The sequence below is a fragment of the Streptomyces pseudovenezuelae genome, from assembly GCF_001513955.1.
GTDB classification, from domain to species: Bacteria; Actinomycetota; Actinomycetes; order Streptomycetales; family Streptomycetaceae; genus Streptomyces; species Streptomyces pseudovenezuelae.
This window is the reverse complement of sequence record NZ_KQ948152.1, coordinates 31,649-57,553: the sequence shown is the minus strand read 5'-3', so window position 1 is coordinate 57,553 and position 25,905 is coordinate 31,649. Positions and strand designations below refer to the sequence as shown.

Genomic DNA, 25,905 nt, shown 5'->3' with positions numbered 1-25,905 from the left:
GCACATCCAGACACCGTCAGGCGGAGACGCGCGACTCCGCGACTTCCCTGGGCGCCGGAAGGCCGACCGCCGCCGGGGCCTCACCGCACTGCATGGTGCGCGGCAGCCGCAGCGCCATCACCGCGCCCAGCAGCAACAACCCCGCGCTCACCAGCAAGGTCACGTGCAGCCCGTGCACGAAGGAGTCCCGGGCGGCCCGGCGCAGGGCCACGCCCGCGGGTCCGCCGAGGCGTCCGGCCACCTCGTAGGCCTCGCCCAGGGAGTGGCCCGCCGATCTGGAGGCCGCCTCGGGGACCCCGGGGACGCGCGAGAGGCCGGGTGTGTACGCCGCGTTCATCACACTGCCGAGCAGCGCGATGCCGATGCCCGCCCCGAGCTGGTACGAGGTCTCGCCGATCGCGGCGGCCCCGCCCGCCTGCTCCGGCGGTGCCTCGCTGAGCATCGACTCGTACGCCCCGAAGAGCGTGGTCTCCAGGCCGAACCCGAGCAGCACGAACCCGAACACCAGCAGGCCCGTGTTGTCCGCGTCGCCCATGGCGGTGAGCAGCAGCACGGCCAGGGCCGTCAGGCAGAACCCGGCGCTCACCATCAGGCGCGGCCCGAACCGGCGCAGCAGACGCGCTCCGGCCAGTCCCGCCGCCATCGCGGCGATGGTAAGCGGCAGCAGCCGCAGTCCGGTCTCCAGCGGGGACAGGTCGAGGACCAGCTGGAGATACTGCGCCGCGATCAGTTCGAGTCCCACCAGGGCGAGCATCGCCAGGACGATGCAGCCGACCGAGGTGCTGAACGCGGGGCGCGCGAACATCCGCAGGTCCACCAGGGGATGCGTGCGCCGCCGCTGGCGCCGTACGAAGAGGACGAGCAGGGCCGCGCCCACGAGCAGCGGGATCGCGGTGAACGCGTCGAGTTCCCCGCCGCCGAGCCGCTTGACGCCGAGCACGAGGGCGAACAGCCCGGCGGCGGCCGTCAGGGCACCGACGACGTCCCAGGGGCCCTCCCCGCTGCCCTTCGACTCGGGCAGCAGCAGGCGGCCCACCGGCAGGCTGACCAGCATCAACGGGATGTTGACGAGGAAGACCGAGCCCCACCAGAAGTGTTCGAGCAGGAAGCCGCCGAGCAGTGGCCCGACCGCGGCGCCGACCGCGGCGACGGCGCTCCAGATGCCGATCGCGAGCGCCCGCTCACGCCGGTCCGGGAAGACCTGGCGGAGGATCGACAGCGTCGCGGGCATGATCATCGCGCCGCCGACGCCGAGCAGCGCCCGCGCGAGGATCAGCACCTGGGCGGTGTCCGCGACGGCGGCGACACCGGAGGCGACGCCGAAGAGGCCGTAGCCGAGGAGCAGGACCCTCCTGCGGCCCACGCGGTCGCCGAGGGTGCCGAAGAGGATCAGCAGCGAGGCGCAGACGAGCGGATAGACGTCGACGATCCAGAGCAGCTCTATCGCGCCGGGCTTGAGGTCCTCGGTGACGGCGGGCACCGCCACGTGCAGCACCGTCGCGTCGAGGGCGACCAGGAGCAGGCTCACGCACAGGACGACGAGGACGACCCAGCGGTTTGCACCGGCCCCGGCCGCCCGACGGCGCAGCATCGCGGCGGCCGTGGTCGTCCCGGACATGTACGTACCTCCCAGATGTTCCCTGGCGTTCGGCGGGCACACGGGGTGGGGACTCCCCATGATCTCGGCCGGAGAGGAGCGGTGGTCTCCGGCCCGCGCAGCGAACGGCGGGTGACACGTCAGCGTACGCGAGTTCGCGCGAACGCCCAGTGGCGGACCTCTCAGACTTCGGACGGAACACGTGTGGCGTACGCCACTCTCCCCGCCTGTCGTCACGCCCCGGCGGGCAGGCGGGTTCCGGGAGCGGTCGATAATCGGACCCGTGACCGATCTTGGAACGCGCACCGAACCGGCCCTGCGCCGCGCCGCCCCGGCGCTGCTCGGCTATGCGGCGGTCCGCGCGCTGGGCCTGCTCACGCTGGCCCTGTGGAGCGCGGCGCGCGACAAGAACGCGTACACGCTGCTGACGGCCCGCTGGGACGCCCTCTGGTACACACGGGTCGCCGAGCTCGGTTACGGCTACGAGGTGCGGCTGCCGAACGGCGACGTGCACTCCAACCTGGCGTTCTTCCCGCTCCTGCCCTGGTTGGAGCGGCTGCTGCACGCGACGACCCCGCTGTCCTTCGCCGACGCCGGCTTCGTGGTGGCCCTGCTCGCCTCCCTGGCCGCGGCCTGGGGTGTCTTCGCGGTGACGGAGCATGTCTACGGCAGCCGGGCGGGTGTCTGCGCGGTGCTTCTGTGGGCCGTGCTGCCCGTCGGGATCGTCCAGTCGATGGCGTACAGCGAGTCGCTGTTCACGGCGCTGGCGGCCTGGTCGCTGTACGCGGTGCTGACCGGCCGCTGGGTGACGGCCGGCCTGCTGGCCTCGCTGGCGGGCCTGACCCGTCCGGTGGGCCTGGCGGTGGTCGCGGCGGTGTGGGTGACGGGGATCGCGGCATTCCTGCGGGACCGACGGGACCGTGACCTGTCCGGGTCGCCTCGGGCGGGCTCTGTCGTGCGGAACCGAGACGCGGCCGGGGAGCGCCCGGCACGTGGCCCCGTCCGCCGCGTCCTGGGCATGGCCCTCGCCCCCCTCGGCGCCGCCGCCTACGTCCTGTGGGTCGGTCACCGCACCGGCAGGGGCCCGCTCGGCTACCTCGACGTGCAGGCCGGCTGGCGCAACGGGTTCGACGGCGGGTACGCCTTCGCCCGATTCGTCTCCGACAAGTTCACGTCGTTCCCCTCGGCCCTGGCCGGAGCCGGACTGGTCGTCGGGGTCGGGCTGGTGGTGTGGCTGTACGTCGTCGGCGTCCGGCAGGGCCAGCCGCTGCCCCTGCTGGTGTACTCCGGCGTCGTCACCGCGCTCGCCCTGTGCGCGTCGAGCTACTTCGGCTCGAAACCGCGCCTGCTGATGCCCGCCTTCCCCCTTCTGCTCCCCCTCGCCCTGGCCCTCGCCCACGCGAGGACGCGCAGGTCAGCCGTGATCGTGGCCCTGATCGCCACCGCCTCCGCCCTGTACGGCGCCTTCTGGCTGAACGGCTCCGGCCCGCCATGATCGCCCGGAGCGCCGATGAGCGCCCGGAGAATTCCGCCCCATGATTCGGTGAACGAATTCATAAGGGCCATAAAACCGGAACCCGGAATGATCAAAGGAATTGAAGGACGCAGCCGCCCGCCTTTGCGGAATCGCTGGAAATAAACCCCCGGCTGAGAGGAATCCCACATCACATCGTCATCACAAAGCCGCTGATTCGACGGGGAACAGAGCTCACTCGCTGTAACGTCGATTGGGTGCGTACCGAACGAAACCCCACCCGTCTGGACCGGGTGTTCGCCAGGCTGGACCGTGAGCCGGAACGGCCGGCCCACCTCAGCGTGCCGCGGGCGAGCCGTCACCGGACCGTCCTCGTGGTCGCCGCCCTGGCGTTCTACCTGGCGATCGTGTGGCTGGTGGTGACCACCTCGTGGCTGGTCCGCCTCGACTGGCAGGTCATGTTCTTCCGGCCGTACCAGCAGTGGGCGTCCATCCACTGGTTCGTCGACTACTACGTGGTGCTGGGCCAGCGCGGCCCGACCGCGGTGATGGTCGCGGCCTGGCTGGGCTGGCGTTCCTGGCGGCAGCACACCGTGCGCCCGCTGCTGACGCTGGGCGCCTCGCTGCTGCTGCTGAACATCACGGTGGGCGCCGCCAAGTACGGCATGGGACGGCTCGGACCGCACTACGCGACCGTCATCGGCTCGAACGAGATGGGTCTGGGCGGCGATATATTTCCCAGCGGCCACACCGCCAACGCCGTGGTGACCTGGGGAATCCTGGCGTATCTGGCCTCCACTCCGCGTGCCCGCCGCTGGCTGTCCGCGATCTCCGCGGTGACCTCGCTGGGCGTCGGCATGGCCACCGTCTACCTCGGTACGCACTGGCTGAGCGACGTCGTGCTGGGCTGGGTCGCGGGTCTGCTGATCCTGCTCGCGCTGCCCTGGTTCGAGCCGCTGATCGCCCGCACCGAGGCCTACGCCTTCGACCTGCGCGACCGCTGGCGGGCCCGTGGCGGCGCGAAGGCCCCGGCCCCGGTCACCCCCGTCACGGCTCCCGCCCCCGCCCGTCTCAAGCCGCTCACAGCCCCGCAGAACGAGACGGCGGCCCGTGAGGCCGCCGCACCGGTGCGTGGCCTCAGGCCGCCCGCCCATCTGGCGCCCGGCCCGCACACCACCCGCTCCGAGCGCACCCCGGTCACCCCGGCCGGCAGCCGCCGCCCGCCGCACCCGGACCGGATCATGCGCGGTACGCCCTCCCCGTCCACCCGGCCGGTGTCGGGCGGCTGATCTCCACCTCATCCACGACAGGGCCGGTACGCACACCGCCCCAGGACAGAGATCGGGCCCCGGTTCCCTTCATGGAACCGGGGCCCGAGTCGTGCGGTTCAGCCCTTCCAGGCCCGCGCCACGCGGCCGTCCTTCACCTCGAAGTTCAGCCGGCCCGCGCGGTACTCCATCGTGATGATCGCCCCCGGCGGCAGCGACCGGACCGTCGGCCAGCCCCGCTCGCGCGCGAGCCGTTCGGCGGCGCCGGAGTCGAGGCCGACGTAGGTGTCCGGGCTGTCCTGGGGTTCGGCGGGCGGTGTCGGAATGGGTGCCATACCGCCACGCTAGGCCCTGCCCGACGGCCGCGGAAGTCCGGATCCCGCACGCCCCCTGTCACGCTTCTGTCACAGGATCGCCTCACCCGTTTCCCTCGCACTGCGTCACACGGACGGGCGTTTCCCTAACCCTTCCGAAGGTATTCGAACGCAATTACCGCGTGTCGTACGACTTCTCCGAAAGCCCCGTGAGAAGGCTTGTCCGAGAACTGACCCGGGCCCCTTTGTCCGCCGATTCCGGACAGGCCCGTGCCAGCTGACACCGCATAGGAAATACACGGTTCCAGCACAGAACCCCCTTACGCCCCCTGTCGCCGCGCACGACCGCGCGAGCATCATGGCGTGAGCCGAGCGAAGGGGCGAGCGATGGGGACGCAGACCGTGCAGGCGACGGCACGACCCGTGCGGACCAAGGGGCACGGGCGGCTGGTCGTGGACTGGCTGACCACCACCGATCACAAGAAGATCGGTCACCTCTATCTGATCACGTCGTTCCTGTTCTTCCTGGTCGGCGGGGTCATGGCCCTGCTGATGCGCGCGGAACTCGCCCGGCCGGGCCTGCAGATCGTGGACAACCAGCAGTTCAACCAGCTGTTCACGATGCACGGCACGATCATGCTGCTGCTGTTCGCCACCCCGAGCTTCGCGGGCTTCGCCAATGAGCTGATGCCGCTGCAGATCGGCGCCCCGGACGTCGCGTTCCCACGGCTGAACATGCTGTCGTACTGGTTCTTCCTGTTCGGCGGCCTGATCGTGATGGGGTCGCTGCTGGTGCCGACCGGTCCGGCCGCCTTCGGCTGGTTCGCCTACGCGCCGCTGAACGACTCCGCGCACTCCCCCGGTGTCGGCCCCGACCTGTGGATCATGGGTCTGGCGCTGGCCGGCTTCGGCACGATCCTCGGCGCGGTCAACTTCATCACCACGATCATCGGGATGCGCGCGCCCGGCATGACCATGTTCCGGATGCCGATCTTCACCTGGAACACGCTGTTCACGTCGATCCTGATCCTGCTGGCGTTCCCGGTGCTGGCGGCCGCGCTGCTGGTCCTGGAGGCGGACCGGCGCTTCGGTTCACAGGTCTTCGAGGCGGGCAACGGCGGGGCGCTGCTGTGGCAGCACCTGTTCTGGTTCTTCGGGCATCCCGAGGTCTACATCATCGCGCTGCCGTTCTTCGGGATCATCACGGAGATCCTGCCGGTCTTCAGCCGTAAGCCGCTCTTCGGCTATCTGACGCTGGTCGGCGCGACGATGGCGATCACCGGTCTGTCGATCGTGGTGTGGGCGCACCACATGTTCGTCACGGGCGCGGTGCTGCTGCCGTTCTTCTCGTTCATGACCTTCCTCATCGCCGTCCCGACGGGCGTGAAGTTCTTCAACTGGATCGGCACCATGATCAAGGGCTCGCTGTCCTTCGAGACGCCGATGCTGTGGGCGTGCGGCTTCCTTGTGACGTTCCTGTTCGGCGGCCTGACCGGGGTGATCCTGGCGTCGCCGCCGCTGGACTTCCACGTCTCCGACAGCTACTTCGTGGTGGCGCACTTCCATTACGTCGTGTTCGGCACGGTCGTCTTCGCGATCTTCGGCGGGCTGTACTTCTGGTGGCCGAAGTTCACCGGGAAGATGCTCGACGAGCGGCTCGGCAAGATCCATTTCTGGACGCTGTTCGTCGGCTTCCACACCACGTTCCTGGTCCAGCACTGGCTGGGGGCCGAGGGCATGCCCCGCCGGTACGCCGACTACCTCGCGGCCGACGGCTTCACGGCCCTGAACACCATCTCGACGATCGGCGCGTTCCTGCTCGGCGCCTCGACGCTGCCGTTCCTCTACAACGTCTGGAAGACCGCCAAGTACGGCGTGCCGGTGGAGACCGACGACCCCTGGGGCTACGGCCGCTCCCTGGAGTGGGCGACGTCCTGCCCGCCGCCGCGGCACAACTTCACGACCCTGCCGCGGATCCGCTCCGAGTCCCCGGCGTTCGACCTGCACCATCCGGAGTACGCGGCCCTGGCTCCGCAGCCCGAGCCGAAGAGCGAGCAAGCGAGCGAGCGAGGCGGTCGTGAGCCGTCCTGATCGCCTCGGTCAGCTCGGCCGGCTCCAGCACCTCGAAGTCGAAGCCCGTCATCATCACGTGGATCACCATCACGTCGAGGCTCGACGCCCCGGTGCGCAGGATGCAGCTGTCGGGTCCCTCGGCCTCCAGGACCCCGGCGCTCGGTGAGATCCGCTCGGCGGCCCGGTCCTTGGGCACCAGCAGCCGTACCACCGCGTGCGAGGCGTACGCGCGCGTGGACACTCCCCGCGAGACGTAGGCGGCGAGGTCCTCGGCGGGCGGGGTGCGCGGCGCGAACCGGGGGCCGTGCGGCGGCTTCGGGATGATCCGGTCGACGCGGAAGGTCCGCCAGTCGTCCCGGTCGAGGTCCCAGGCGACCAGGTACCAGCGCCGCTCGCTGCACACCAGGCGGTGCGGTTCGACGGTACGGCGGCTGGCGGCGCCGCCGTGGTCGCTGTACTCGAAGCGCAGCCGCTCGGCGTCCCGGCAGAGGTGGGCGAGCTCGGTGAGGACGCCGGGATCGACGGCATTCGGCTGCGGGCCACGCAGCATCGGCACGGTGAAGGCGTTCAGGGCGCCCACCCGGCGGCGCAGCCGGCTCGGCAGCACCTGCTCCAGCTTGGCCAGGGCGCGTACCGAGGTCTCGCCGATGCCCTCGATGCCCTGTCCCGCGGCCGTGCGCAGGCCGACGGCGACCGCGACGGCCTCGTCATCGTCCAGGAGCAGCGGGGGCAGCTCGGCGCCCGCGCCCAGCTGGTAGCCGCCGCCGGTGCCGGGGCTGGCGTTGACGGGGTAGCCCAGCTCGCGCAGCCGGTCCACGTCCCGGCGCACGGTGCGCGCGGTGACGCCCAGGCGGTCGGCGAGGTCGTTGCCGGACCATTCGCGGTGGGCCTGGAGGAGCGAGAGCAGGCGCAGAAGTCGTGCCGAGGTCTCCAACATGACGCCGAGTCTGCCAGCCATTGCGGACAGAAGCTGTCCGCAAGCCTTCCTACCTTGGACTCATGGCAGACAACAGCGCGACCGCAGAGAACCGTGAGATCCGCCCCTTCCGGATCGACATCCCGCAGGCGCAGCTCGACGACCTGCACACCCGTCTGGACCTCACCCGCTGGCCGGACGAGCTCCCGGACGCCGGCTGGGAGTACGGCGCCGCCCTGCCGTATCTGCGCGAGCTCGCCGCGTACTGGCGGGGCGCCTACGACTGGCGCAAGCACGAGGCCGCCCTCAACGAGCTCCCGCAGTTCGTCACCGAGATCGACGGCGCCCAGGTGCACTTCCTGCACCTGCGCTCCGCCCGGCCGGACGCGCTCCCGCTGATCCTGACGCACGGCTGGCCCGGGTCGGTCGTCGAGTTCCTCGGCGTGATCGGCTCGCTGAGCGAGGACTTCCATCTGGTGATCCCCTCCATCCCGGGCTTCGGCTTCTCCGGGCCGACGCGCGACAAGGGCTGGAACGTCAACCGGGTGGCCCGCGCGTGGGCGGAGCTGATGCGCAGGCTCGGCTACGAGCGCTACGGCGCGCAGGGCGGCGACATGGGCGCGCTGATCGCCCCCGCGCTGGCCCGGATCGCGCCGGAGTCCGTGGTCGGCGTGCATGTGAACGCCGCCTCGGTCGGCTTCATCCCGCTCGGCCCGGTCGACGACAAGGCACGCGAGGGGCTGACCGACCGTGAGCTGCGGAGCCTCGCGAGCATCGCCGAGTTCACCACGGACGGCTTCGGCTACAACGCCCTGCAGTCGACCCGCCCGCAGACCCTGTCCTACGGGCTCACCGACTCGCCCGTCGGCCAACTGGCGTGGATCATGGAGAAGTTCCAGGCGTGGACGCACTCCTCGGCCGCGCTGCCGGAGGACGCGATCGACCGGGACACCCTCCTGACCAACGTGATGCTGTACTGGCTGACCGGCACCGCCGGTTCCGCGGCCCGGATGTACTACGAGAACAGCCATGTGCCGGACTGGTTCCCGACGCGGACCTCGGGAGTGCCGACCGCGGTGGCCAACTTCGGCGAGGACGTGGCGATCCGCCGCTGGGCCGAGCAGGCCAACACCCTCGTCCGCTGGACGGAGTTCGACCGCGGCGGCCACTTCGCGGCCCTGGAGGTGCCCGACCTGCTGGCCGGTGACGTGAGGGAGTTCTTCGCCTCACTGCGGTGACAGGCGGGCCCTCACTGCTGATACGGCAGTTGCGGGACGTCGAAGCACGTGCGGTTCATGTCGCCCTGGGAGACCCAGCCGTGGCCGTCCTGCCAGCGGGCCACCGAGAGGCAGGTCCTGCGGGACCTCGGCGGGTCGGCCAGGCGCTCGAAGCGGACGGGGAGGAGCAGACCCTGCGCGGTGTAGTCCTGGCTGCGGCTCATGAAGGCGTCGACGCACGCGCGCGTGACACCTTGTGGCGCACAGGACTTCGCCGCGTCCGTGAACCACATCGCGGCCGCCCAGCCCTCCACCTGCCACTGGGAGTGCGTCTCGAAGCCCTTCGTGGCGTCCCTGAACTCGCGGACGGCCGGGTCGCCGACGTCCTCGTAGTTCCTGCTGGACCCGGTCGCCCACAGGGCGTTGCGGCAGTGCGGGGCGTCCTTGTAGTCGTCCTGGACGGTGGAGGTCCAGTTCTGCACGTTGGTGACCTTGGCGGTTACCTCGACGCCGGCCGCGTCCATCGCCTCGCACAGCCGGGCGTTGCCATGGCTGTCGACGGCGTCGAAGACCAGGTCGGCCTTCTGCTCCTTCAGGTCGGCCGCGACGGCACGGAAGTTGGGCAGCGCGAAGTCGACCTGCTCGGTGACCACCCGGTAGCCCTCGGCCCTCAGTCCCTGCTCGACGAGCCGGGCGTAGGCGGCGGACGCGGCCTGGTTGTAGGACACGACGGCCGCCGTACGGGCCCCGTGCTCGCGCTTGAAGTAGCGGTAGACCTCGGTGCCGCCGTACTGCTTCCCGTTCCAGCCGGTCCTGCCGTCGCGGGGTGCGAGGCTGCCGTAGATGCCGTAGAGGTGCGGCCAGGTGTCGTAGGCGGCGCCGATGGGCTGGCCGCCGATGTCGGGCACGCGCGCGTGGGAGACGCGGGGGGCGCCCGCGTAGTCGAGGACGGTGGTGGCGACCAGGGCCACCACCTTGTCCTCGTCGATCAGCCGGTGCACACAGGTGTTGTTGCCGGCCCCGCTGCCGCCGTCGTCGCACTCGCGCACCTCGATCCGGCGGCCGTCGACGCCCCCGCGCGCGTTGAGGCGCTCGAAGTACGCCTTGGCGCCGTCGCGCGGGCCGGTGAAGGCGCCGCCGCCGACCGGGCTGGTCGCGCTGGTGACGATGCCGACCCGGATCGGGGTGGCGTCCTGGGCGGGAGTGGCCCGTTCCCGGTGCTCGAAGTCGCTCTCCGGGAGCCGGCTGCCGCACGCCGTGGCCGGCGCGAGCAGCAGGACCGCGAGGACGACCTCAGCAGCCCGGAAGAGCCGACGCCGTGGCATTGCCGCTCAACTGGACCAGCGCGCAGAGGGTGTTGACCGACACCTTCCAGGTGCCGTCCTGCTCGACAGCGGTCCCCGAGGCGTCCGGCAGGGCGGTGGCGCCGTTCAGCATCAGGGTGTACGTCACGTCGGCCGCGGTCGCCTTGGTGAACCCGACCTTCGTGACCTTGGCCTGCACCTGTCCGCCGCGCTGGTCACCGCTGAAGGCCTGGAGCACCGGCCCCATCTCGTCGCCGTTCTCCAGGACGGCCTGCTTGTCCTCGGTGGAGGTCTTCGGGTCGAAGAACTTCTCCCAGTTCGTCTTGATCTCCCGCCGGGCGGCGGCCGCGTCGGCGGGTCCGCTCGGCGAGGGCGACGCGGACGGCGTGGTCCGCTCCACGGAAGGCGTCGGCGGCGGGCTCTCGCTGCCGCCGCCGCTGTCGTCGCTGCACGCCGTGAGGGCCACGGTGAGGGCGAACCCCACCGCCATCAGCCCCCGGCTGCCGTTCCCCCACGTGCGGTCGCTCCCGAGAACCATCTGGCTCACCACCGGGTGTCGGTCCGGGCCACGTGCGCCCGGTGCTTTCAGGGTCAGCTTCAAGAAGGCATAGTGCAAGCGATTGGCTTACATGGACAGGCATGCGACATGTGGGAGCCAGAGATGCGGACAGCCCGACTGCGGACCGTGCACCCCGTCCTGTGGGCAGGCTGGGCCGCGCTCGCCGCGGGCGCGGTGCTGTGCGTCCTCGGCTGGTACGGCGTCTCCGGCGAGCTCTACGCCGAGCGGCAGCTGCCCTACCTCGCCTCCTGCACGGTGCCCGGCGCCGCGCTGATCGTCGCCGGGGCGGTGCTGCTCACCCACGGCCGCAGCGCGCTCGCCGCCGCGCGCGTGGAGGAGCTGTACGGCCTCCTGGTCGCCGCCGAGCCCGCCGGGCCCGAGGAGTCCGGCACGGCGGCCGACGCGCCCCTGGCGGTCAGCGGGGACCTGCTGATGGTGCCCGGCGGCACGCTGTGGCACCGCGCGGACTGCCCGCTGGTCGCCGGGAAGCCGGAGTCGATCCCGGTGGACGCCAAGCTCCTGGCCGGCGGTGGGCTGGGCCCCTGCCCGATCTGTGAGCCCGTCGAGGAAACCGACTGATGTCGTCGCTGACCTACGACCTCACCCTCGCCGGGTTGTCGGTCGGCGGCGCGGCCGCGCTCACCGGAATCGGCCTGATCGTGACGTACCGCGCGACGGGCGTGCTGAACTTCGCGCACGGGGCGATCGCGATGGTGTGCGCGTACGTGCTGCGGCAGTGCGTGGTCGAGTGGGGCTGGCCGCTGTGGGCCGGGGCCGCGGTGACCCTGCTGCTCCTGGCGCCGGCCCTGGGCGTGCTGCTGGAGCGTTTCGTCTTCCGGCCCCTGTCCGTCCTGGGCGGCGACCCGGCGCAGACCCTGGTGGCCTCCCTCGGCGTCTTCGTGCTGCTGGTGGGCGGGGCCGCGCTGCTGTGGGGTCAGGGTGCCCGGGACGACGCCCCGGAGCTGGTGCCGGCCGACCCGTGGGGGCAGCTTGCGGTCGTCCTGGTCCTGGCCGCGGGTGTGGGCTCGGTGATCCGCTGGACGCGCTTCGGACGGGAGCTGCGGGCCGTCGTGGACGATCGCCGTCTGGCCGTGCTCGGCGGGATCGACGCCGACCGGGTGGCGGCGGCCGGCTGGGCGTTCGGGTCGTTCACGGCGGGTCTGACGGGCGTGCTGCTGGCCCCCTTCGTCCGCCTGGACCCGTACGGGCTGCCCCTGCTCGTCATGGAGGTGGTGGCGGTCGCGGTGGCCGCGCGGATGCGCAGCCTGCCGGTGGCGGTGGTGACGGCCCTGGCCATCGGCGTGGGGCAGAGCCAGCTGACCCGGCTGCACCCGTCGGGCCGGGCCGAGCCGCTGCTCCAGGCGGTGGGCGCGAACCTGTTCGTCGTGGCCCTGCTCCTCGCGGCCCTGGCGCTGCCCCGCGTCGGCACCCGGGACGCGCTCCCGCGCACGGCGACCGCGCGCGTGCCGACCCCTCAGGGCGCCTGGATCGTCGCGGTGGTGCTGTTCCTGCTGCCGCTGGGCTTCGCGGGTTCGGACCTGCACACCTCGGTCCAGGTCCCCGCGCTGGGCGTGGTGCTGCTGTCCCTGGTGGTCGTGACCGGCCGCAGCGGCCAGATCTCCCTCGGCCAAGCGGCCTACGCGGGCCTGGGCGCCCTGTTCACGGCCCTGCTGGCGGCGGGCCGCTTCCCCGGCCTGCCCCGGCTGCCGGAGCCGGCCGCGCTGGCGCTGGCGGTGGTCCTGGTGGCCCCCCTGGGTCTGCTGACCGGCTGGCCGGCGATCACCCGCCGGGGCCTGGCGCTCGCCCTCGCGACCTTCGCGGTCGGCGTCGGCGTGAGCCGCTTCGTCTTCGCCCAGCCGTACGCCACGTCCGGCCTGTCCCTGGGCCGGCCCGAGGGCTTCGACGGGGACCGCGCCTACTACGTCCTGGAGCTGGCCCTGCTCGCCCTCGCCCTGCTGGCCACCCGCGCGCTGCGCAGGGGCCGCACGGGCCGGGCCCTGGCCGCCCTGCGCGACCACGAGTCCGGAGCCTCGGCGGCGGGCGTCCGGGTCCCCGCCCTGAAGCTGCTCGTCTTCGTCGCGGGCGCCGCGCTGGCCGCGCTGGGCGGCGGCATGCTCGGCATGGGCCTGCGCGCCTTCGACCCGACCGCCTACGACCCCGTCCGCGGCCTGCTCTGGTTCGCCGCGGTGGTCGTCCTGGGCGCCGACAGCACCCTGGGCGCCCTGGGAGCGGCGGCTCTGCTGGTCGGCCTGGACGCGGGGGCCCGGGGCGGGGTGGCGGCGGCGCTGATCGGGGTGCTGGCGGTCCTGGTCGGCCGTTTTCCAGGGGGGCCGTACGAGGCGGTGCGGGCGCTGGCAGGGCGCCGGCGGCCGGGCGAACCGGCCGTCCTCACCCCGCTGGGAGCCGAGCTGCGACACCGCCTGCGCGCTTCCCTCCGCGCACCCGACCGCGACATCCCACCCGACGGCGCTCCTCCCCCACCCGTGCCCCCGTCGCCCGACCGCGCGCCCCGCACGCGCCGTGCGCGGGGGAACACGGCCCAGGCCGAGGGCCGGGCGGTGCTCACCGCCCACGCGCTCCACGCCCGCTACGACGGCTTCACCGCCCTCGCCGGAGTCGACCTGAGCGTCCCGCCCGGAAGGATCACCGCGATCGTCGGCCCCAACGGAGCCGGAAAGTCCACCCTCTTCCACTGTCTGTCGGGCACGGTCCGCCCCACCCACGGCCAGGTCCGCTACGGCGACCGCGACATCACCCGCCTGTCCCCGCACGCCCGCACCCGCCTCGGCATCGCCCGCACCTTCCAACAGCTCGCCGTCTTCCCGACGTTGACGGTGGCCGAGAACGTCCAGGTGGGCGCGGAGCAGGGCCGCGTCATCGATCCGGCCGCCGCGGCCCGCGCCCTGAGACTGCTCGCCCTCGACGGCCCCCTACGGCACGCCCCGGCCGCCGGTCTCCCCACCGGCACCCTGCGCCGGGTGGAACTCGCCCGAGCACTCGCCGGCTCCCCGGACGTCCTGCTCCTCGACGAACCCGCCGCCGGTCTGGACACGGCCGAGGTGACCGCCCTGGCCCGTGTGCTCAGGGCCCTCGCGGCGGACGGCACCGCCCTCCTCGTGGTCGAGCACGACCTCGACCTGGTCGCCGACCTCGCGGACGTCGTGCACGTCATGACGGCGGGCCGCGTCATCGCCTCCGGCCCCCCGGCCCACGTGCTGGACACGCTCGACGCCCGGGAGAGCGCCGTATGACAGCGAACACCGTCCTGTCCCTGCGCCGCGCGCGCGTGCGCTACGGCCCGCTGGAGGCCCTGCACGGCATCGCTCTCACCGCCGCGGGCCCCGGCCTCACCGTCCTGCTGGGCCGCAACGGTTCGGGCCGTACGACGGCGTTGCGCGCCCTGGCCGGAACAGTGCCGCTGACCGACGGCAGCGTGGTGTGGGACGGCGTCGACGTGACCCGGGTACCGGCGTACGAGCGGGCCCGGCGGGGCCTGTGTCTGGTCCCCGAGCGCCGGGCGGTGTTCGGGTCCCTCACGGTCCGCGAGAACCTCGAACTCGCGGCCCCCGCACCCGACCTGTCCCTGGCCCTGGACGCCTACCCGCAGCTGGCCCCCCTGCTCCCCCGCCGCGCCGGCACCCTCTCCGGCGGCGAGCAGCGCATGCTCGCCCTCTCCAGGGCCCTGCTGACACGCGCGCGCGTGGTTCTCGTCGACGAACCCGCGCAGGGCATGTCCCCCACGGTGGCGGCCCGCACGTACGCACTCCTGGCGGGGCTGGACGCGTGCGTGGTCGTGGCCGAGCAACGGCTCCCACCCGTGCCGCACGACCGGACGACGATCGTGTACGAACTGCGGCGCGGCGCGGTCGTGTTCAGCGGGGAGGCGGCGGAGCTGCGCCCAAGGCGAGCCTGACGGGCTCGTACGCGCCCACTCGCCCACGCGCCCTGGGCCCCGCCCGGTCGGGAGACCGGACGGGGCCCGTGCCCGCGACAGGGGGGAGCGCTCAGATGTCGAGGCTCTGCCCGGGCACGATCATGTCGGGATCGGCGCCGATCACGTCCTTGTTGACGGCGTAGAGCTTCTGCCAGGTGGTCCCGTGCCGGGCGGCGACCTTGCTCAGCGTGTCGCCGGCGCGGACGGTGTAGTCGCCGCGGGAGGCGCCGCGGTCGGCGTGGTGCTCCGAACGGGTCGGGGTCTTCGCCGACTCGGTGGGAGCGGCCTGGGTGGTCCCGGACGAGGTGCCCGCCGAGCCCGAGGAGGCCGCCGGTGCACTGCCGTACGCTCCGGCGCGTGCCGCGCAGGTCGGCCAGGCGCCCCACCCCTGGGCACCCTGGACCTTGGTGGCGACCGCGATCTGCTGGGACTTGGTGGCCTGGTCGGCGGTGGGCGCGTAGGCCGTGCCGCCGTAGGCGCGCCAGGTGCCGGCGGAGAACTGGAGTCCTCCGTGGTAGCCGTTTCCGGTGTTGATGTGCCAGTTCCCGCCGCTCTCGCACTGGGCGATGCGGTCCCACACCCCGCCGTCCGCGGCCACCGAGTTGCCGGCCGCGGCCAGCAGTCCGAGGGGCGCGAGCAGGGCGGCCCCGACGAGGGCCACGGTGGTTCGGGGCTTACGAGCGGTGTCGCGCGTGGTATCGGCACATTCGGACATGTAGTTCCCTCCCGAAGGACTCGGGGTCCCCCAAGGCGGCGCGCGCTCCCGGCACTGGGGCCGGGTGGCCGCGCTCCGCCCCGTCCGCCGGACGGTGGTGCGTGGTGCTGGCTTGGTGCGTCGGCGGACGTTCCCGAGCGGTGCTCGCTGCACACGGCGGAGGAATGTAGAGAGCCCGACCGGCCGGTATCAACCAACTCCTTGTCACTCCAGGCCAGTTCGCCGTTACCGAAGGTATCGGCGATTTCCGGCCACCCACTTCATTCGCTGATTTCCTGATTTGTCGACCAGTCCCCATGGCGATCTGTGACCCACTTCACGCGACCAACTTCCTTGCATTTCCCAGGAATTGACAGTGAGTGCCGGATTCCGCACGAGCTGTGACCCTGTGCTGTCGATGGTTCGATTCCGTTCGCCGTGGAGCGTGACTCCCGCCACAGATCGCCCGTTGTCTTCTTCATGAGCCCGGGAACCGCCCGGTTCACGGGCCGGGAGCCACCCGGTCCCGCCACGCACCACTTCCCGAGGGAGCCACCCGTGCCGCGCATGCTCGACGTCAGCGACGAGGTACGCGCTGAGATCGGCGACGAAGAAGCCGACCGGCTGCTCGCCGGAGAGAACGCCCCCGGCGGCTACGACTGCACGTCCTGCCGCACCCAGGGCGACTCCGAACAGGAGCGCACCAGCACCGTCCTGTTCATCGGCGACGAGACCGCCGTGCTGGCCTTCGCCCACGCCACCTGCCTGCCCTCCCAGGTCGTCCAGGTCACCGAGGAACAGCTCCGGGGAGCGGTGAAGTCCATCACCGGCGACACCGTCGACCTGGACCCCGACAAGGTCGTACCCGAGCAGGCGGTGCTCGGGGTGACCAGCGGACTCATCCTGATCGCCGGGGAGTTGCACCCGGCCCTGGTCGTGGAGCCGACCGGGCCGATCGCGCGGCCGGGCGCGACGGGACGCGGCGACGACTTCCTTCCGCTGCTGATCGAGCAGGGGTTCATGCCGTTGACGGCGATCGAGTCGGTGCCGTCCGTGCTGCACGGATGGTCCGTGCTGCTGGCGGTGGGGCAGCTGCACGCGGTGCTCCAGCCGTCGCCGACCGGCGGGCAGCCGGTGGCCTGGTGGCAGGCGCACCAGCCGCTCCAGGTGACGGAGAGCTGGCGGGCCGCCGCCAACAAGCACCAGCAGGTGCTGATGTTCGCCGCGCCGGTGGGGTCCATCGGCCGGCAGCCCCGGGAGGACCTGCTGCGGGACGCCCTGGACAAGGCGGCGGCGAACGGAAAGCTGGTCGCGGCCGCGATGCCTCTCGCCGGGACGTGAAGACCGGCTGAAGGATCACGCCGGACCGCATCCCCGGGGTCCCCGGTGTCGTTTGGACCTGTGTGCACCCATACGACGCTCCGCGCCGGTTTCCCGGCGGACCATCGGCCACGCCGATCTACGACGCGCTCTACTCCGAGTACGTCAAGACCTTCCGTTCGCTGCCGGGCGACCGCAGCGGCGAGGAGGAGCTGGGCTTCACGGCGTTCGGGAACACCCCGCACGCCTCGGGCTCCTTCAGCAGCTCGTACAGCGCCTACAGCGCGGGGGCGTTCAGCGCCCGCCAGCAGTCGCAGTGGCAGCGGGTGGGACACATCGGGCAGCAGCACACCGGGATGCAGCACGTCCCGGCGGCGCTGCCGCCCGGTCCGCGCCGAGGGAACTGAGACATGAGGAAGGGCGGCCCCGTCGGGGCCGCCCTTCCTCATGCCTGCGTCACTTCTTCTTCGCGCCGCGCTTCTCGCGCACCCGCACCGAGATGTGGATCGGGGTGCCGTCGAAGCCGAACTCCTCGCGCAGCCGGCGCTCGATGAAGCGCCGGTAGCCCGCCTCGATGAACCCGGAGGCGAAGAGCACGAACCGCGGCGGCTTGGTGCCGGCCTGGGTGCCGAAGAGGATGCGCGGCTGCTTGCCGCCCCGGATCGGGTGCGGGTGGGCGGCGACCAGCTCACCGAGGAAGGCGTTCAGGCGCCCGGTCGGCACGCGCGTCTCCCAGCCCGCGAGAGCCGTCTCGATCGCGGGGACCAGCTTCTCCATGTGCCGGCCGGTGCGCGCCGAGACGTTGACCCGCGGTGCCCAGGCGACCTGGCCGAGCTCGGTCTCGATCTCCCGCTCCAGGTAGTAGCGGCGCTCCTCGTCGAGGGTGTCCCACTTGTTGTAGGCGAGGACGATCGCACGGCCCGCCTCGACGGCCATCGTGACGATCCGCTGGTCCTGGACCGAGATGGACTCGGAGCCGTCGATCAGGATGACCGCCACCTCGGCCTTCTCGACGGCGGCGGCGGTACGCAGCGAGGCGTAGTAGTCAGCGCCCTGCTGGAGGTGGACCCGCTTGCGGATACCGGCGGTGTCGACGAACTTCCAGGTGACGCCGCCGAGTTCGATCAGCTCGTCGACCGGGTCACGGGTGGTGCCGGCCATCTCGTTGACGACCACCCGCTCCTCGCCGGCCACCTTGTTCAGCAGCGAGGACTTGCCGACGTTCGGGCGGCCGATCAGCGCGATCCGGCGGGGACCGCCGATCCCGGCGCCGCCGAAGGTCTGCTCGGGCGCCTCCGGCAGGGCCTCGAGGACGGCGTCCAGCATGTCGCCGGTGCCCCGGCCGTGCAGCGCGGAGACGGGGTGCGGCTCGCCGAGGCCCAGGGACCACAGGTACGCCGCGTCGGACTCGCCGCTCAGGCCGTCGACCTTGTTGGCGGCCAGCACCACGGGCTTGCCGGCCTTGCGCAGCAGTCGTACGACCGCCTCGTCGGTGTCGGTGGCACCGACCTTGGCGTCGACGACGAACACGACGGCGTCGGCGGCCTCGATCGCGTACTCGGCCTGCGCGGCCACGGAGGCGTCGATGCCGAGGACGTCCTGCTCCCAGCCGCCGGTGTCGACGACCTTGAAGCGGCGCCCCGCCCACTCGGCCTCGTAGGTGACGCGGTCGCGGGTGACGCCGGGCTTGTCCTCCACGACGGCCTCGCGGCGCCCGATGATGCGGTTCACCAGAGTCGACTTGCCGACGTTCGGGCGTCCGACGACGGCGAGCACGGGGAGCGGGCCGTGACCGGCCGCCTCGATGGCCCCCTCGACGTCCTCGACGTCGAAGCCCTCTTCCGCGGCGAGCTCCATGAACTCCGCGTACTCGGCATCGCCAAGCGCCCCGTGGTCGTGCTCCTCGCCCGAGCCCTCGGAGTGGATGTGGTCGTTCATGAAGTCCGTACCTCGTTCATCGTGGTGATCGGTGGATCCCCGGTTTTCCGCCGGTTTGATCCACTACTCAGTGTCGCCTAGCGCCCGGTCAGGCGCCTGGCGTTTTCCAGGTGCGCGCTGAGCTGCTTCTGGATGCGCTCGGTCGCCTCGTCGAGCGCCTTGCGCGTGCGCCGGCCGCTGCCGTCGCCCGCCTCGAAGGGGTCGCCGAAGACGACGTCGACCCGGCTGCGCAGCGGAGGCAGCCCCTTTATCAACCGTCCCGGCTTCCCGGAGCTTCCCAGCACCGCCACCGGCACGACCGGCGCCCCGCTGCGCACCGCGAAGTACGCGAGCCCGGCCCGCAGGGAGGCGAAGTCGCCCTCGCCCCGGGTGCCCTCCGGGAAGATACCGAGAACCCCGCCGGCCTTGAGCACGTCGAGCGCCCGGGTGATCGCCCCGCGGTCGGCGACCGAGCGGTCCACCTTGACCTGCCCGATGCCGGTCAGGAAGGGATCGAGCGGCCCGACGAACGCCTCCTTCTTGATCAGGAAGTGCGTCGGCCGGGGGGAGACGCCCATGACCATCGGGCCGTCGATGTTGTGGGAGTGGTTGACGGCGAGGATCGCCGGCCCGGTCGGGGGCATCCGCCAGGCGCCGAGCACCCGCGGCCTCCACAGCCCGTACATCAGGCCGACGCCGATCCGCCGCCCGACCTCGGCGCCCCGTCCCGATGGCAGTTCGCTCACTTGCCGGCCCGCTTCTCCTCGACGAGGGTGACGACGCACTCGATGACCTGCGCGAGGGTGAGCTCGGTGGTGTCCACCTCGACCGCGTCGTCCGCCTTGGCGAGCGGCGAGGTCTTGCGGCTGGAGTCGGCCGCGTCCCGCTTGATCAGCGCCTCGCGGGTGGCCTGGACGTCCGTGCTCTTCAGCTCCCCGCTGCGGCGGGCGGCGCGGGCCTCCGGCGAGGCGGTGAGGAAGACCTTGAGGTCGGCGTCGGGCAGCACGGTCGTACCGATGTCCCGGCCCTCGACGACGATCCCCTTCTCGGCGGAGGTGGCCAGGGACCGCTGCAGCTCGGTGATCCGGGCCCGCACCTCGGGCACGGCGCTCACGGCGCTGACCTTGGACGTGACCTCCTGGCTCCGGATCGGGCCGGCCACGTCCGTGCCGTCCACCGTGATCGTCGGGTTCTCCGGGTCGGTGCCGGAGACGATCTCCGGCTTGCCCGCCACGGCGGCGATCGCGGTCGGGTCGTCGATGTCGATCCCGTTGGTCACCATCCACCAGGTGATCGCCCGGTACTGGGCGCCGGTGTCCAGGTAGCTCAGCCCCAGCTGTGCGGCGACAGCCTTCGAGGTGCTCGACTTGCCCGTGCCGGAGGGGCCGTCGATGGCGACAATCACGGGCTGGGCGGCGCCGTTTTCCACGGGGGGACACCTTTCGGGTGCGGTCTGGCGAGTGGTGTGGGGGCGCGACTGTGCCCCGCACCAGGTTACTGGGTGCGCGTCACTCGTCCGGACGCGTGCCCGATCGGCGCCGGTCCGGGCCGGACGGGGGCCGCGGGGCGGGCCCCTACTGCCGAATGGCCCAGCCCCGCTCCCGCAACGAGGCCGCGAGCACCGGTGCGGCCGACGGCTCCACCATCAGCTGCACCAGACCGGCCTGCTGCCCTGTCGCATGCTCGATCCGCACGTCCTCGATGTTGACCCCCGCCCGCCCCGCGTCCGCGAAGATCCGGGCGAGCTGGCCCGGCTGGTCGTCGATGAGCACGGCCACGACCTCGTACACCCGAGGAGCGGACCCGTGCTTGCCGGGCACCCGCACCTGCCCGGCGTTCCCCCGCCGCAGCATGTCCTCGATCCCGGACGTGCCCTCGACCCGCTTCGCCTCGTCCGCGGACTGCAGGGCCCGCAGCGCCCGCACCGTCTCCTCCAGGTCCCCGGCTACATCGGTGAGCAGATCGGCCACCGGGCCCGGGTTCGCGGAGAGGATGTCGATCCACATCCCCGGTTCGGACGCGGCGATCCGGGTCACGTCCCGGATGCCCTGGCCGCACAGCCGTACGGCGGCCTCCTCGGCGTGTTCGAGCCGGGCCGCGACCATGCTGGAGACCAGATGGGGCATGTGCGAGACGAGCGCCACGGCTCGGTCGTGGGCGTCGGCGTCCATGACCACGGGCACCGCGCGGCAGTGCGAGACCAGCTCCAGCGCGAGGTTCAGCACCTCGGTGTCGGTGTCCCGGGTGGGGGTCAGCACCCAGGGCCGCCCCTCGAAGAGATCCCCGGAGGCGGCCAGCGGCCCGGACTTCTCGCGCCCGGACATCGGATGCGTGCCGATGTACGAGGAGAGGTCGAGGCCCAGCCCCTCCAGCTCCCGCCGCGGCCCGCCCTTCACGCTGGCGACGTCGATGTACCCGCGGGCCACTCCCCGCCCCATCGCGTCGGCCAGCACCGCGGCCACGTGCGCGGGCGGCGCGGCGACGATCGCGAGGTCCACGGGCCCCTCGGGTGCCTCGTCCGTGCCCGCGCCGAGGGCCGCGGCCGTGCGGGCCTGCTCGGGGTCGTGGTCGGCGAGGTGGACGGTGACGCCACGCCCGGCGAGCGCCAGCGCGGCGGACGTCCCGATCAGACCGGTCCCGATGACGAGTGCGGTCCTCACTGGGCGATGTCCTTGCGCAGGGCGGCCGCGGCGCCGAGGTAGACGTGCGCGATGTCGGCGCGGGGCCGGTCGGACTCGATGTGCGCGAGCACGCGGACGACCCGGGGCATGGCGCCCTCGATGTCCAGCTCCTGCGCGCAGATCAGCGGTACGTCGACGATGCCGAGCTTGCGGGCCGCGGCCGCCGGGAAGTCGCTGTGCAGGTCGGGCGTGGCCGTGAACCAGATGCTGATCAGGTCGTCCGGGGTCAGCTCGTTCCGCTCCATGATGGCGGTGAGCAGCGCTCCGACCTGCTCGTCCATGTGGCCGGCCTCGTCCTGTTCGAGTTGGACGGCGCCCCGGACCGCTCGTACCGCCACGGCATTGCTCCTCGCTGATGTACAACCCGGCTCTCTGTACGACCAGCCTAGTCAGCCCGTGCGGGGCGGGGGTGCGGCGCCCGCCTCCTGAGACGGCCTCCCGGACCGTTCCGATGTCACCCGAATGTCCCAGTTCCGCTACCAGGGGTGAATACACACCCGTGCGCCTCTGGACGCGGGACCCCGGGTCCGCTCTGATGGCAGGAAACTCGCCTCGGGGGAGGCCCCATTTCATGAAGCGTTCCGGACCGTTGCTGACCCTGCTCGCGGGATTGCTGGTCGGCCTGTTCATGCTCTCGCTCAACGCGACGACGGGAGAGAAGCCCACCTCGGCGTCGGTCGAGCCGTCGGCGTCCGTGAAGTCGTCGCCCGGCACCAAGGCGTCACCGAGCACCGCGCCGACGTCCGCGCCGCCCAGCCCGTCCCCGGCCCGGACTCCGGTGCCCGAGGGCGTCTACACGGGCCGTACCGACGACGACTCCTCCGCGGTCGCGATCACGGTGCGCGACGGCAAGGCGATCGCGTACGTCTGCGACGGCCACAACATCGAGTCGTGGCTCCAGGGCGACGTGCGGGACGACGGCAGCCTGCGGCTCACCGGAAAGGGCGGCGCGAGCCTGGACGGCAAGGTGCGCGGGACGAAGGAGATCCGCGGCACTGCCCACGTCGGCAGCGGGAACCACGCCTTCGGCATCGGCAGGACGAAGAAGTCGTCCGGGCTCTACCGCGCGAACAGCACGGTGGCCGGCGCACGGATCGAGGGCGGCTGGATCGTCCTGCCGGACGGCGAGCAGGTCGGCATCCTCAAGCGCGACGGCAAGTCCTCCCCGGCACCGGAGATCGACCCCGGGACCGGTGCGGTGACGGTCGACGGACAGCAGCTCACGGCCCGCCCGGTAACCCCCTGACCTCCTCCCGAGGGAGCCGATCATGACCGTCGACCCGAATGCGGCCACCCAGAGCTGGCCCTCGCCCGAACCCGAGCGCCGCCCCGGCGCGGCCCGCTATCTGATCCCGGCCCTGGTCGCCGCCGCGGTGGCGGTCGCCCTCGGCGCCTACGGCAAGGTCCACGACCCGGCGGGGACGGCCTTCAACCTCGCCGGCTTCAGCAGTACCGGCGCGGTGAAGTCATGGCTCGCGACGGTCGCGTCTTCTTCGCGCTCGTGCAGCTCGTGTCGGCGCTGATGCTGTACGGCAAGCTGCCGGGCCCGCGCTGGGCCGCCACCGCGCACCGCTGGTCCGGCCGAGTGGCGTTCCTCGTCGCGGTGCCGGTCGCGGTGCACTGCCTGTACGCGCTGGGCTTCCAGTCGTACGAATCACGCGTTCTGTGGCACTCCCTCCTGGGTTGTTTCTTCTTCGGAGTGTTCAGTGCCAAGATGCTGCTGCTCCGCTCGGAGCGCCTTCCCGGGTGGTTGCTGCCGATCGTCGGCGGGCTCGTCTTCAGCGCGCTGACGATCCTGTGGCTGACCTCCGCCCTCTGGTTCTTCCGCACCTTCGGAGTCACGACATGACGCACAGCCCGACGCGGCGCACGATCCTTCTCGCGACGGGTGCGGCGACGCTGACCGCCGGGTGCGGCGAGTACGGCGACGGGAACGGCGCCTCCGGCTCCAGCTCGGTGCAGGCCGGCACCGAACTGGCGAAGACGAGCGAGATCCCGGTCGGCGGCGGGAAGATCTTCAAGGACGAGAAGGTCGTCGTCACCCAGCCGAAGAAGGGCGAGTTCAAGGCCTTCTCGGACATCTGCACCCACCAGGGCTGCCAGGTGACCAGCGTCTCCGGCGGCACCATCAACTGCCCCTGCCACGGCAGCAAGTTCAACATCACGGACGGTTCGGTGGCCAACCCGCCGGCCAACCGCCCGCTGCCCGAGAAGCAGATCAAGGTCAACGGGGACTCGATCGAGCTCGCCTAGCGCCCGGCCCCGGCGCGGCGTCCGGATAGAGTCGGGCGGTGCCCGAGCTGAAACAGTTGCGTGCTGGTCACGCCCCGGCGGTCCTGGCTTTCGAGCTGGCGAACCGCGCGTACTTCGCCGCCGCGGTCTCCGACCGCGGTGACGACTTCTTCGACCGGTTCACCGACCGGTTCGACGCCCTGCTGGCCGAGCAGGAGGCCGGCATCTGCGCTTTCCACGTGCTCGTCGCCGAGGACGGTTCGGTGCTGGGGCGGTTCAACCTGTACGACTTCGAGGACGGTGGTGCCGTACTCGGCTACCGGGTCGCGCAGCACGCGACCGGCCGCGGTACGGCGACCGCGACCGTCCTGGAGCTGTGCGACCTGGCGGCGGCGCGGTACGGGCTGCGCACCCTGCGGGCGGCCACCGCCCACGAGAACATCGCGTCCCGGAAAGTGCTGGTCAAGGCCGGTTTCGTCCCCGTCGGTCCGGCCGATCCATCCGAACTCGGCGGCAAGCCGGGCACCTGGTACCAGCGCGATCTGACCTAGGTCGGCACAAGCCCTCGCCGACCCGGCCGGTCCGCCGGCCGCAGTCTCAGGAGTCCCAGAGCGCCCCGAGGGTCACCAGTTCACTGCCGTACTCGATCCGGTCGGCCCACTCGACCGGCCACGCCTCCGCTCCCAGATGGGCGCCCGCGAAGGCGCCCGTCAGGCAGGCGATCGAGTCGGAGTCGCCGGAGCTGCACGCCGCCCGCCGCAGGGCCGTCAGCGGCTCGTCCGGGAACTGCAGGAAGCACAACAGCCCGGTCGCCAGGGCCTCTTCGGCGATCCAGCCCGCCCCGGTGGCCAGGCACGGGTCCTCCTCCGGCGAGGCGTTGCGCACGGCGTCGTCGAGCCGGTCGAGGACGGCCAGGCACTCGTCCCAGCCGCGCGCGATGAACTGCCCGCGCGTCGGATCCTGGCTCCTCTCCCACAGACCGCCGAGCCAACGCTCGTGGTACTGACCCCGGTTCACCAGCGCGTACGACCGCAGGAGCCCGACCAGTTCACCCGGCCCGGCGCCCTGCGCGAGCAGCCGCACGGCACGCGCGGTGAGGTCGGACGCGGCGAGCGCCGTCGGGTGTCCGTGGGTGAGCGCGGCCTGCAACTGGGCGGCGCCCGCGCGCTGTTCGTCACTGAGTCCGGGGACGAGCCCGACGGGGGCCACGCGCATGTTGGCGCCGCAACCCTTGGAGCCGATCTGGCTCGCGTCCTGCCAGGGCAGATCCGTGCGCTCCAGCAGGTCGCAGGCCCGCAGGCAGGTGTTGCCGGGGGCACGGTTGTTCTCCGGGGAACGGTTCCAGGCGATGAACTCCCGCCGGATCGGCTCCGCCATCTCGGGCCCGAGCACGCCCCGGTCCATCGCCGCGCGCAGTCCTCTGCCAACGGCCAGCGTCATCTGGGTGTCGTCGCTGACGACGGCCGGCGTGCACAGCTCCATCTCCCGCCACGGCCCGCACCTGGCGAGGATCGACCGCACGTCGTTGAACTCGGTCGGGAAGCCCAGGGCGTCCCCGAGGGCGAGGCCGACGAGGGTGCCGGTGGCGGCGCGTTTGGTCAGGATCATGGTCATGCCGGGCGTCCTTCCGGGGACGGTCGGAGGAGAGGGGGGTGCAGGGTGGCGGCCGGTCCCGCGCGGTAGAGCGCCGCCGGTTTGCCGCGGCCGCCGGTCAGCCGCGCGGCGCCGGGGACGGCCTCGACGAAGCCGGGCGTGGCGAGCACCTTGCGGCGGAAGTTGGGCCGGTCCAGGGTGGTGCCCCACACGGTCTCGTACACCTGCTGGAGCTCGCCGAGGGTGAACTCGGGCGGGCAGAAGGCGGTGGCGAGGCAGGTGTACTCCAGCTTGGCGCCGACACGTTCGTGGGCGTCGGCCAGGATCCGGTCGTGGTCGAAGGCGAGCGGTCCCGCCTTGCCGTACGGCACCCAGCGGGCCTCGGCCGCGTCGCTGCCGCCGTGCGGCTCGGGAGGATCGGGCAGCAGTGCGGCGAACGCGACGGAGACGACCCGCATCCGGGGGTCGCGGTCGGGCTCGCTGTAGGTCCGCAGCTGCTCCAGGTGCAGGCCGGAGAGGTCCGACAGCCCGGTCTCCTCGGCGAGTTCACGCCGGGCCGCCGTCTCCGCGGACTCGTCCGGGTGCACGAACCCCCCGGGCAGCGCCCAGTGTCCGGCGTACGGCTCCTGCCCTCGCTCCACGAGCAGCGCGTGCAGGGCGCCCTCGGCGATGGTGAGGACGGCGAGGTCGACGGTGACGGCGAAGGGTTCGTGGGCGTACTTGTCGTAGTCCACTCGCACTCGCCCCCTTTATGGTCAGCATGACTAATAGTCATCACGACTATAAAGGGGCTTCGGGGTGCTCGACAAGCC

General features: G+C 72.1%; 24 protein-coding genes and 2 pseudogenes. 13 read left to right on the top strand and 13 right to left on the bottom strand.

All coding sequences use genetic code 11. The annotated features are described in order from the left end of the window. Nucleotides 1-16: 16 nt before the first annotated feature. On the bottom strand, nt 17-1,618 hold the full coding sequence (locus AQI94_RS34590) for an MFS transporter (RefSeq protein ID WP_031038699.1): 1,602 nt from the start codon (nt 1,616-1,618) through the stop codon (nt 17-19). Nucleotides 1,619-1,880: 262 nt separating this feature from the next. On the opposite strand from AQI94_RS34590, the gene AQI94_RS34585 reads away from it, so the two are divergent. Both AQI94_RS34585 and AQI94_RS34580 read left to right on the top strand, forming a co-directional pair. After that, a complete protein-coding gene (locus AQI94_RS34585) occupies nt 1,881-3,092 on the top strand; it encodes a mannosyltransferase family protein (protein ID WP_031038695.1) in 1,212 nt (403 codons plus the stop codon). Between the two features lie 236 nt (nt 3,093-3,328). Then, nucleotides 3,329-4,360: a phosphatase PAP2 family protein gene (locus tag AQI94_RS34580; RefSeq protein ID WP_031038692.1), complete on the top strand. Its 1,032-nt coding sequence runs from the start codon at nt 3,329-3,331 to the stop codon at nt 4,358-4,360. A gap of 98 nt (nt 4,361-4,458) precedes the next feature. Here the strand turns inward: AQI94_RS34580 and AQI94_RS34575 are convergent, their stop codons facing one another. Beyond that, nucleotides 4,459-4,674, bottom strand: a complete 216-nt coding sequence (locus AQI94_RS34575) for an I78 family peptidase inhibitor (RefSeq protein WP_031038689.1) — start codon at nt 4,672-4,674, stop codon at nt 4,459-4,461. A 366-nt stretch (nt 4,675-5,040) separates the two neighbouring features. On the opposite strand from AQI94_RS34575, the pseudogene ctaD reads away from it, so the two are divergent. Next, nucleotides 5,041-6,612, top strand: a pseudogene (gene ctaD, locus AQI94_RS34570) (aa3-type cytochrome oxidase subunit I); the annotation flags it as partial. On the opposite strand, the gene AQI94_RS43540 reads toward ctaD, so the two are convergent. Then, complete coding sequence (locus tag AQI94_RS43540) at nt 6,611-7,663, bottom strand: helix-turn-helix transcriptional regulator (protein WP_078902621.1); 1,053 nt, start codon at nt 7,661-7,663, stop codon at nt 6,611-6,613. The pseudogene ctaD and the gene AQI94_RS43540 overlap by 2 nt on opposite strands. Before the next feature lie 62 nt (nt 7,664-7,725). Between AQI94_RS43540 and AQI94_RS34565 the strand changes: the two genes are divergently transcribed. Continuing rightward, nucleotides 7,726-8,880 (top strand): epoxide hydrolase family protein, encoded by a 1,155-nt coding sequence (locus AQI94_RS34565; protein WP_031038680.1) that lies wholly within the window; start codon nt 7,726-7,728, stop codon nt 8,878-8,880. 11 nt (nt 8,881-8,891) lie between these two features. Here the strand turns inward: AQI94_RS34565 and AQI94_RS34560 are convergent, their stop codons facing one another. Both AQI94_RS34560 and AQI94_RS34555 read right to left on the bottom strand, forming a co-directional pair. Then, nucleotides 8,892-10,184, bottom strand: coding sequence for an ABC transporter substrate-binding protein (locus AQI94_RS34560; protein ID WP_031038677.1), 1,293 nt, complete (start codon nt 10,182-10,184; stop codon nt 8,892-8,894). After that, nucleotides 10,153-10,701: a hypothetical protein gene (locus AQI94_RS34555; protein WP_031038674.1), complete on the bottom strand. Its 549-nt coding sequence runs from the start codon at nt 10,699-10,701 to the stop codon at nt 10,153-10,155. The genes AQI94_RS34560 and AQI94_RS34555 overlap by 32 nt, the downstream gene beginning before the upstream one ends. Nucleotides 10,702-10,824: 123 nt before the next feature. Here AQI94_RS34555 and AQI94_RS34550 point away from each other — a divergent pair, with 123 nt between their 5' ends. The 3 genes from AQI94_RS34550 to AQI94_RS34540 are packed head-to-tail and all read left to right on the top strand — an operon-like array spanning nt 10,825 to nt 14,635. Beyond that, nucleotides 10,825-11,301, top strand: coding sequence for a hypothetical protein (locus tag AQI94_RS34550; RefSeq protein ID WP_031038671.1), 477 nt, complete (start codon nt 10,825-10,827; stop codon nt 11,299-11,301). After that, entirely contained in the window at nt 11,301-13,973 is a 2,673-nt protein-coding gene (locus AQI94_RS34545; protein WP_062230092.1) for an ABC transporter permease subunit, read from the top strand. Before AQI94_RS34550 ends, AQI94_RS34545 begins: the two co-directional genes overlap by 1 nt. Beyond that, entirely contained in the window at nt 13,970-14,635 is a 666-nt protein-coding gene (locus AQI94_RS34540) for an ABC transporter ATP-binding protein (protein WP_031050483.1), read from the top strand. Before AQI94_RS34545 ends, AQI94_RS34540 begins: the two co-directional genes overlap by 4 nt. A gap of 91 nt (nt 14,636-14,726) precedes the next feature. Here AQI94_RS34540 and AQI94_RS34535 read toward each other — a convergent pair whose 3' ends face one another. Beyond that, nucleotides 14,727-15,371 (bottom strand): LysM peptidoglycan-binding domain-containing protein, encoded by a 645-nt coding sequence (locus tag AQI94_RS34535; RefSeq protein ID WP_031050481.1) that lies wholly within the window; start codon nt 15,369-15,371, stop codon nt 14,727-14,729. A gap of 537 nt (nt 15,372-15,908) precedes the next feature. Between AQI94_RS34535 and AQI94_RS34530 the strand changes: the two genes are divergently transcribed. Further along, entirely contained in the window at nt 15,909-16,691 is a 783-nt protein-coding gene (locus AQI94_RS34530) for a hypothetical protein (protein WP_031050478.1), read from the top strand. A gap of 62 nt (nt 16,692-16,753) precedes the next feature. Further along, the gene (locus tag AQI94_RS34525) at nt 16,754-17,077 is read left to right on the top strand and encodes a hypothetical protein (RefSeq protein WP_031050475.1); all 324 of its coding nucleotides are present in this window, start codon (nt 16,754-16,756) and stop codon (nt 17,075-17,077) included. Between the two features lie 49 nt (nt 17,078-17,126). Here AQI94_RS34525 and der read toward each other — a convergent pair whose 3' ends face one another. The 5 genes from der to aroH form a co-directional block, all read right to left on the bottom strand. Continuing rightward, nucleotides 17,127-18,608, bottom strand: coding sequence for a ribosome biogenesis GTPase Der (gene der / locus AQI94_RS34520; protein ID WP_031050472.1), 1,482 nt, complete (start codon nt 18,606-18,608; stop codon nt 17,127-17,129). A gap of 77 nt (nt 18,609-18,685) precedes the next feature. Further along, nucleotides 18,686-19,273, bottom strand: coding sequence for a lysophospholipid acyltransferase family protein (locus AQI94_RS34515; protein ID WP_391181674.1), 588 nt, complete (start codon nt 19,271-19,273; stop codon nt 18,686-18,688). 56 nt (nt 19,274-19,329) lie between these two features. After that, nucleotides 19,330-20,016 (bottom strand): (d)CMP kinase, encoded by a 687-nt coding sequence (gene cmk / locus AQI94_RS34510; protein WP_031050466.1) that lies wholly within the window; start codon nt 20,014-20,016, stop codon nt 19,330-19,332. Nucleotides 20,017-20,161: 145 nt separating this feature from the next. Continuing rightward, on the bottom strand, nt 20,162-21,247 hold the full coding sequence (locus AQI94_RS34505; RefSeq protein WP_062230091.1) for a prephenate dehydrogenase: 1,086 nt from the start codon (nt 21,245-21,247) through the stop codon (nt 20,162-20,164). Then, nucleotides 21,244-21,606: a chorismate mutase gene (gene aroH, locus AQI94_RS34500; RefSeq protein WP_031059459.1), complete on the bottom strand. Its 363-nt coding sequence runs from the start codon at nt 21,604-21,606 to the stop codon at nt 21,244-21,246. Before aroH ends, AQI94_RS34505 begins: the two co-directional genes overlap by 4 nt. Nucleotides 21,607-21,839: 233 nt before the next feature. Between aroH and AQI94_RS34495 the strand changes: the two genes are divergently transcribed. From AQI94_RS34495 to AQI94_RS34480, 4 genes and pseudogenes are all read left to right on the top strand, one after another. Continuing rightward, complete coding sequence (locus AQI94_RS34495; protein ID WP_031059458.1) at nt 21,840-22,514, top strand: hypothetical protein; 675 nt, start codon at nt 21,840-21,842, stop codon at nt 22,512-22,514. A gap of 22 nt (nt 22,515-22,536) precedes the next feature. Then, nucleotides 22,537-23,117 (top strand): annotated as a pseudogene (locus AQI94_RS34490) (DUF6529 family protein). Beyond that, nucleotides 23,114-23,521, top strand: a complete 408-nt coding sequence (locus AQI94_RS34485) for a Rieske (2Fe-2S) protein (protein WP_031059456.1) — start codon at nt 23,114-23,116, stop codon at nt 23,519-23,521. Before AQI94_RS34490 ends, AQI94_RS34485 begins: the two are co-directional and overlap by 4 nt. A 38-nt stretch (nt 23,522-23,559) precedes the next feature. Continuing rightward, nucleotides 23,560-24,051 (top strand): GNAT family N-acetyltransferase, encoded by a 492-nt coding sequence (locus AQI94_RS34480; RefSeq protein WP_031059454.1) that lies wholly within the window; start codon nt 23,560-23,562, stop codon nt 24,049-24,051. Between the two features lie 46 nt (nt 24,052-24,097). On the opposite strand, the gene AQI94_RS34475 is transcribed toward AQI94_RS34480, so the two are convergent. Both AQI94_RS34475 and AQI94_RS34470 read right to left on the bottom strand, forming a co-directional pair. Next, nucleotides 24,098-25,114: an ADP-ribosylglycohydrolase family protein gene (locus AQI94_RS34475; RefSeq protein ID WP_031059452.1), complete on the bottom strand. Its 1,017-nt coding sequence runs from the start codon at nt 25,112-25,114 to the stop codon at nt 24,098-24,100. After that, nucleotides 25,111-25,827: an NUDIX hydrolase gene (locus AQI94_RS34470; RefSeq protein WP_031059450.1), complete on the bottom strand. Its 717-nt coding sequence runs from the start codon at nt 25,825-25,827 to the stop codon at nt 25,111-25,113. Before AQI94_RS34470 ends, AQI94_RS34475 begins: the two co-directional genes overlap by 4 nt. Between the last annotated feature and the right edge of the window lie 78 nt (nt 25,828-25,905).

Coding starts and splice junctions, on each gene's coding strand:
- AQI94_RS34590 (WP_031038699.1), bottom strand. CDS start 1,618: ATGTCCGGGACGACCACGGCCGCCGCGATGCTGCGCCGTCGGGCGGCC.
- AQI94_RS34575 (WP_031038689.1), bottom strand. CDS start 4,674: ATGGCACCCATTCCGACACCGCCCGCCGAACCCCAGGACAGCCCGGAC.
- AQI94_RS43540 (WP_078902621.1), bottom strand. CDS start 7,663: ATGTTGGAGACCTCGGCACGACTTCTGCGCCTGCTCTCGCTCCTCCAG.
- AQI94_RS34565 (WP_031038680.1), top strand. CDS start 7,726: ATGGCAGACAACAGCGCGACCGCAGAGAACCGTGAGATCCGCCCCTTC.
- AQI94_RS34560 (WP_031038677.1), bottom strand. CDS start 10,184: ATGCCACGGCGTCGGCTCTTCCGGGCTGCTGAGGTCGTCCTCGCGGTC.
- AQI94_RS34555 (WP_031038674.1), bottom strand. CDS start 10,701: ATGGTTCTCGGGAGCGACCGCACGTGGGGGAACGGCAGCCGGGGGCTG.
- AQI94_RS34550 (WP_031038671.1), top strand. CDS start 10,825: ATGCGGACAGCCCGACTGCGGACCGTGCACCCCGTCCTGTGGGCAGGC.
- AQI94_RS34545 (WP_062230092.1), top strand. CDS start 11,301: ATGTCGTCGCTGACCTACGACCTCACCCTCGCCGGGTTGTCGGTCGGC.
- AQI94_RS34540 (WP_031050483.1), top strand. CDS start 13,970: ATGACAGCGAACACCGTCCTGTCCCTGCGCCGCGCGCGCGTGCGCTAC.
- AQI94_RS34535 (WP_031050481.1), bottom strand. CDS start 15,371: ATGTCCGAATGTGCCGATACCACGCGCGACACCGCTCGTAAGCCCCGA.
- der (WP_031050472.1), bottom strand. CDS start 18,608: ATGAACGACCACATCCACTCCGAGGGCTCGGGCGAGGAGCACGACCAC.
- AQI94_RS34515 (WP_391181674.1), bottom strand. CDS start 19,273: ATGTACGGGCTGTGGAGGCCGCGGGTGCTCGGCGCCTGGCGGATGCCC.
- AQI94_RS34495 (WP_031059458.1), top strand. CDS start 21,840: ATGAAGCGTTCCGGACCGTTGCTGACCCTGCTCGCGGGATTGCTGGTC.
- AQI94_RS34485 (WP_031059456.1), top strand. CDS start 23,114: ATGACGCACAGCCCGACGCGGCGCACGATCCTTCTCGCGACGGGTGCG.
- AQI94_RS34475 (WP_031059452.1), bottom strand. CDS start 25,114: ATGACCATGATCCTGACCAAACGCGCCGCCACCGGCACCCTCGTCGGC.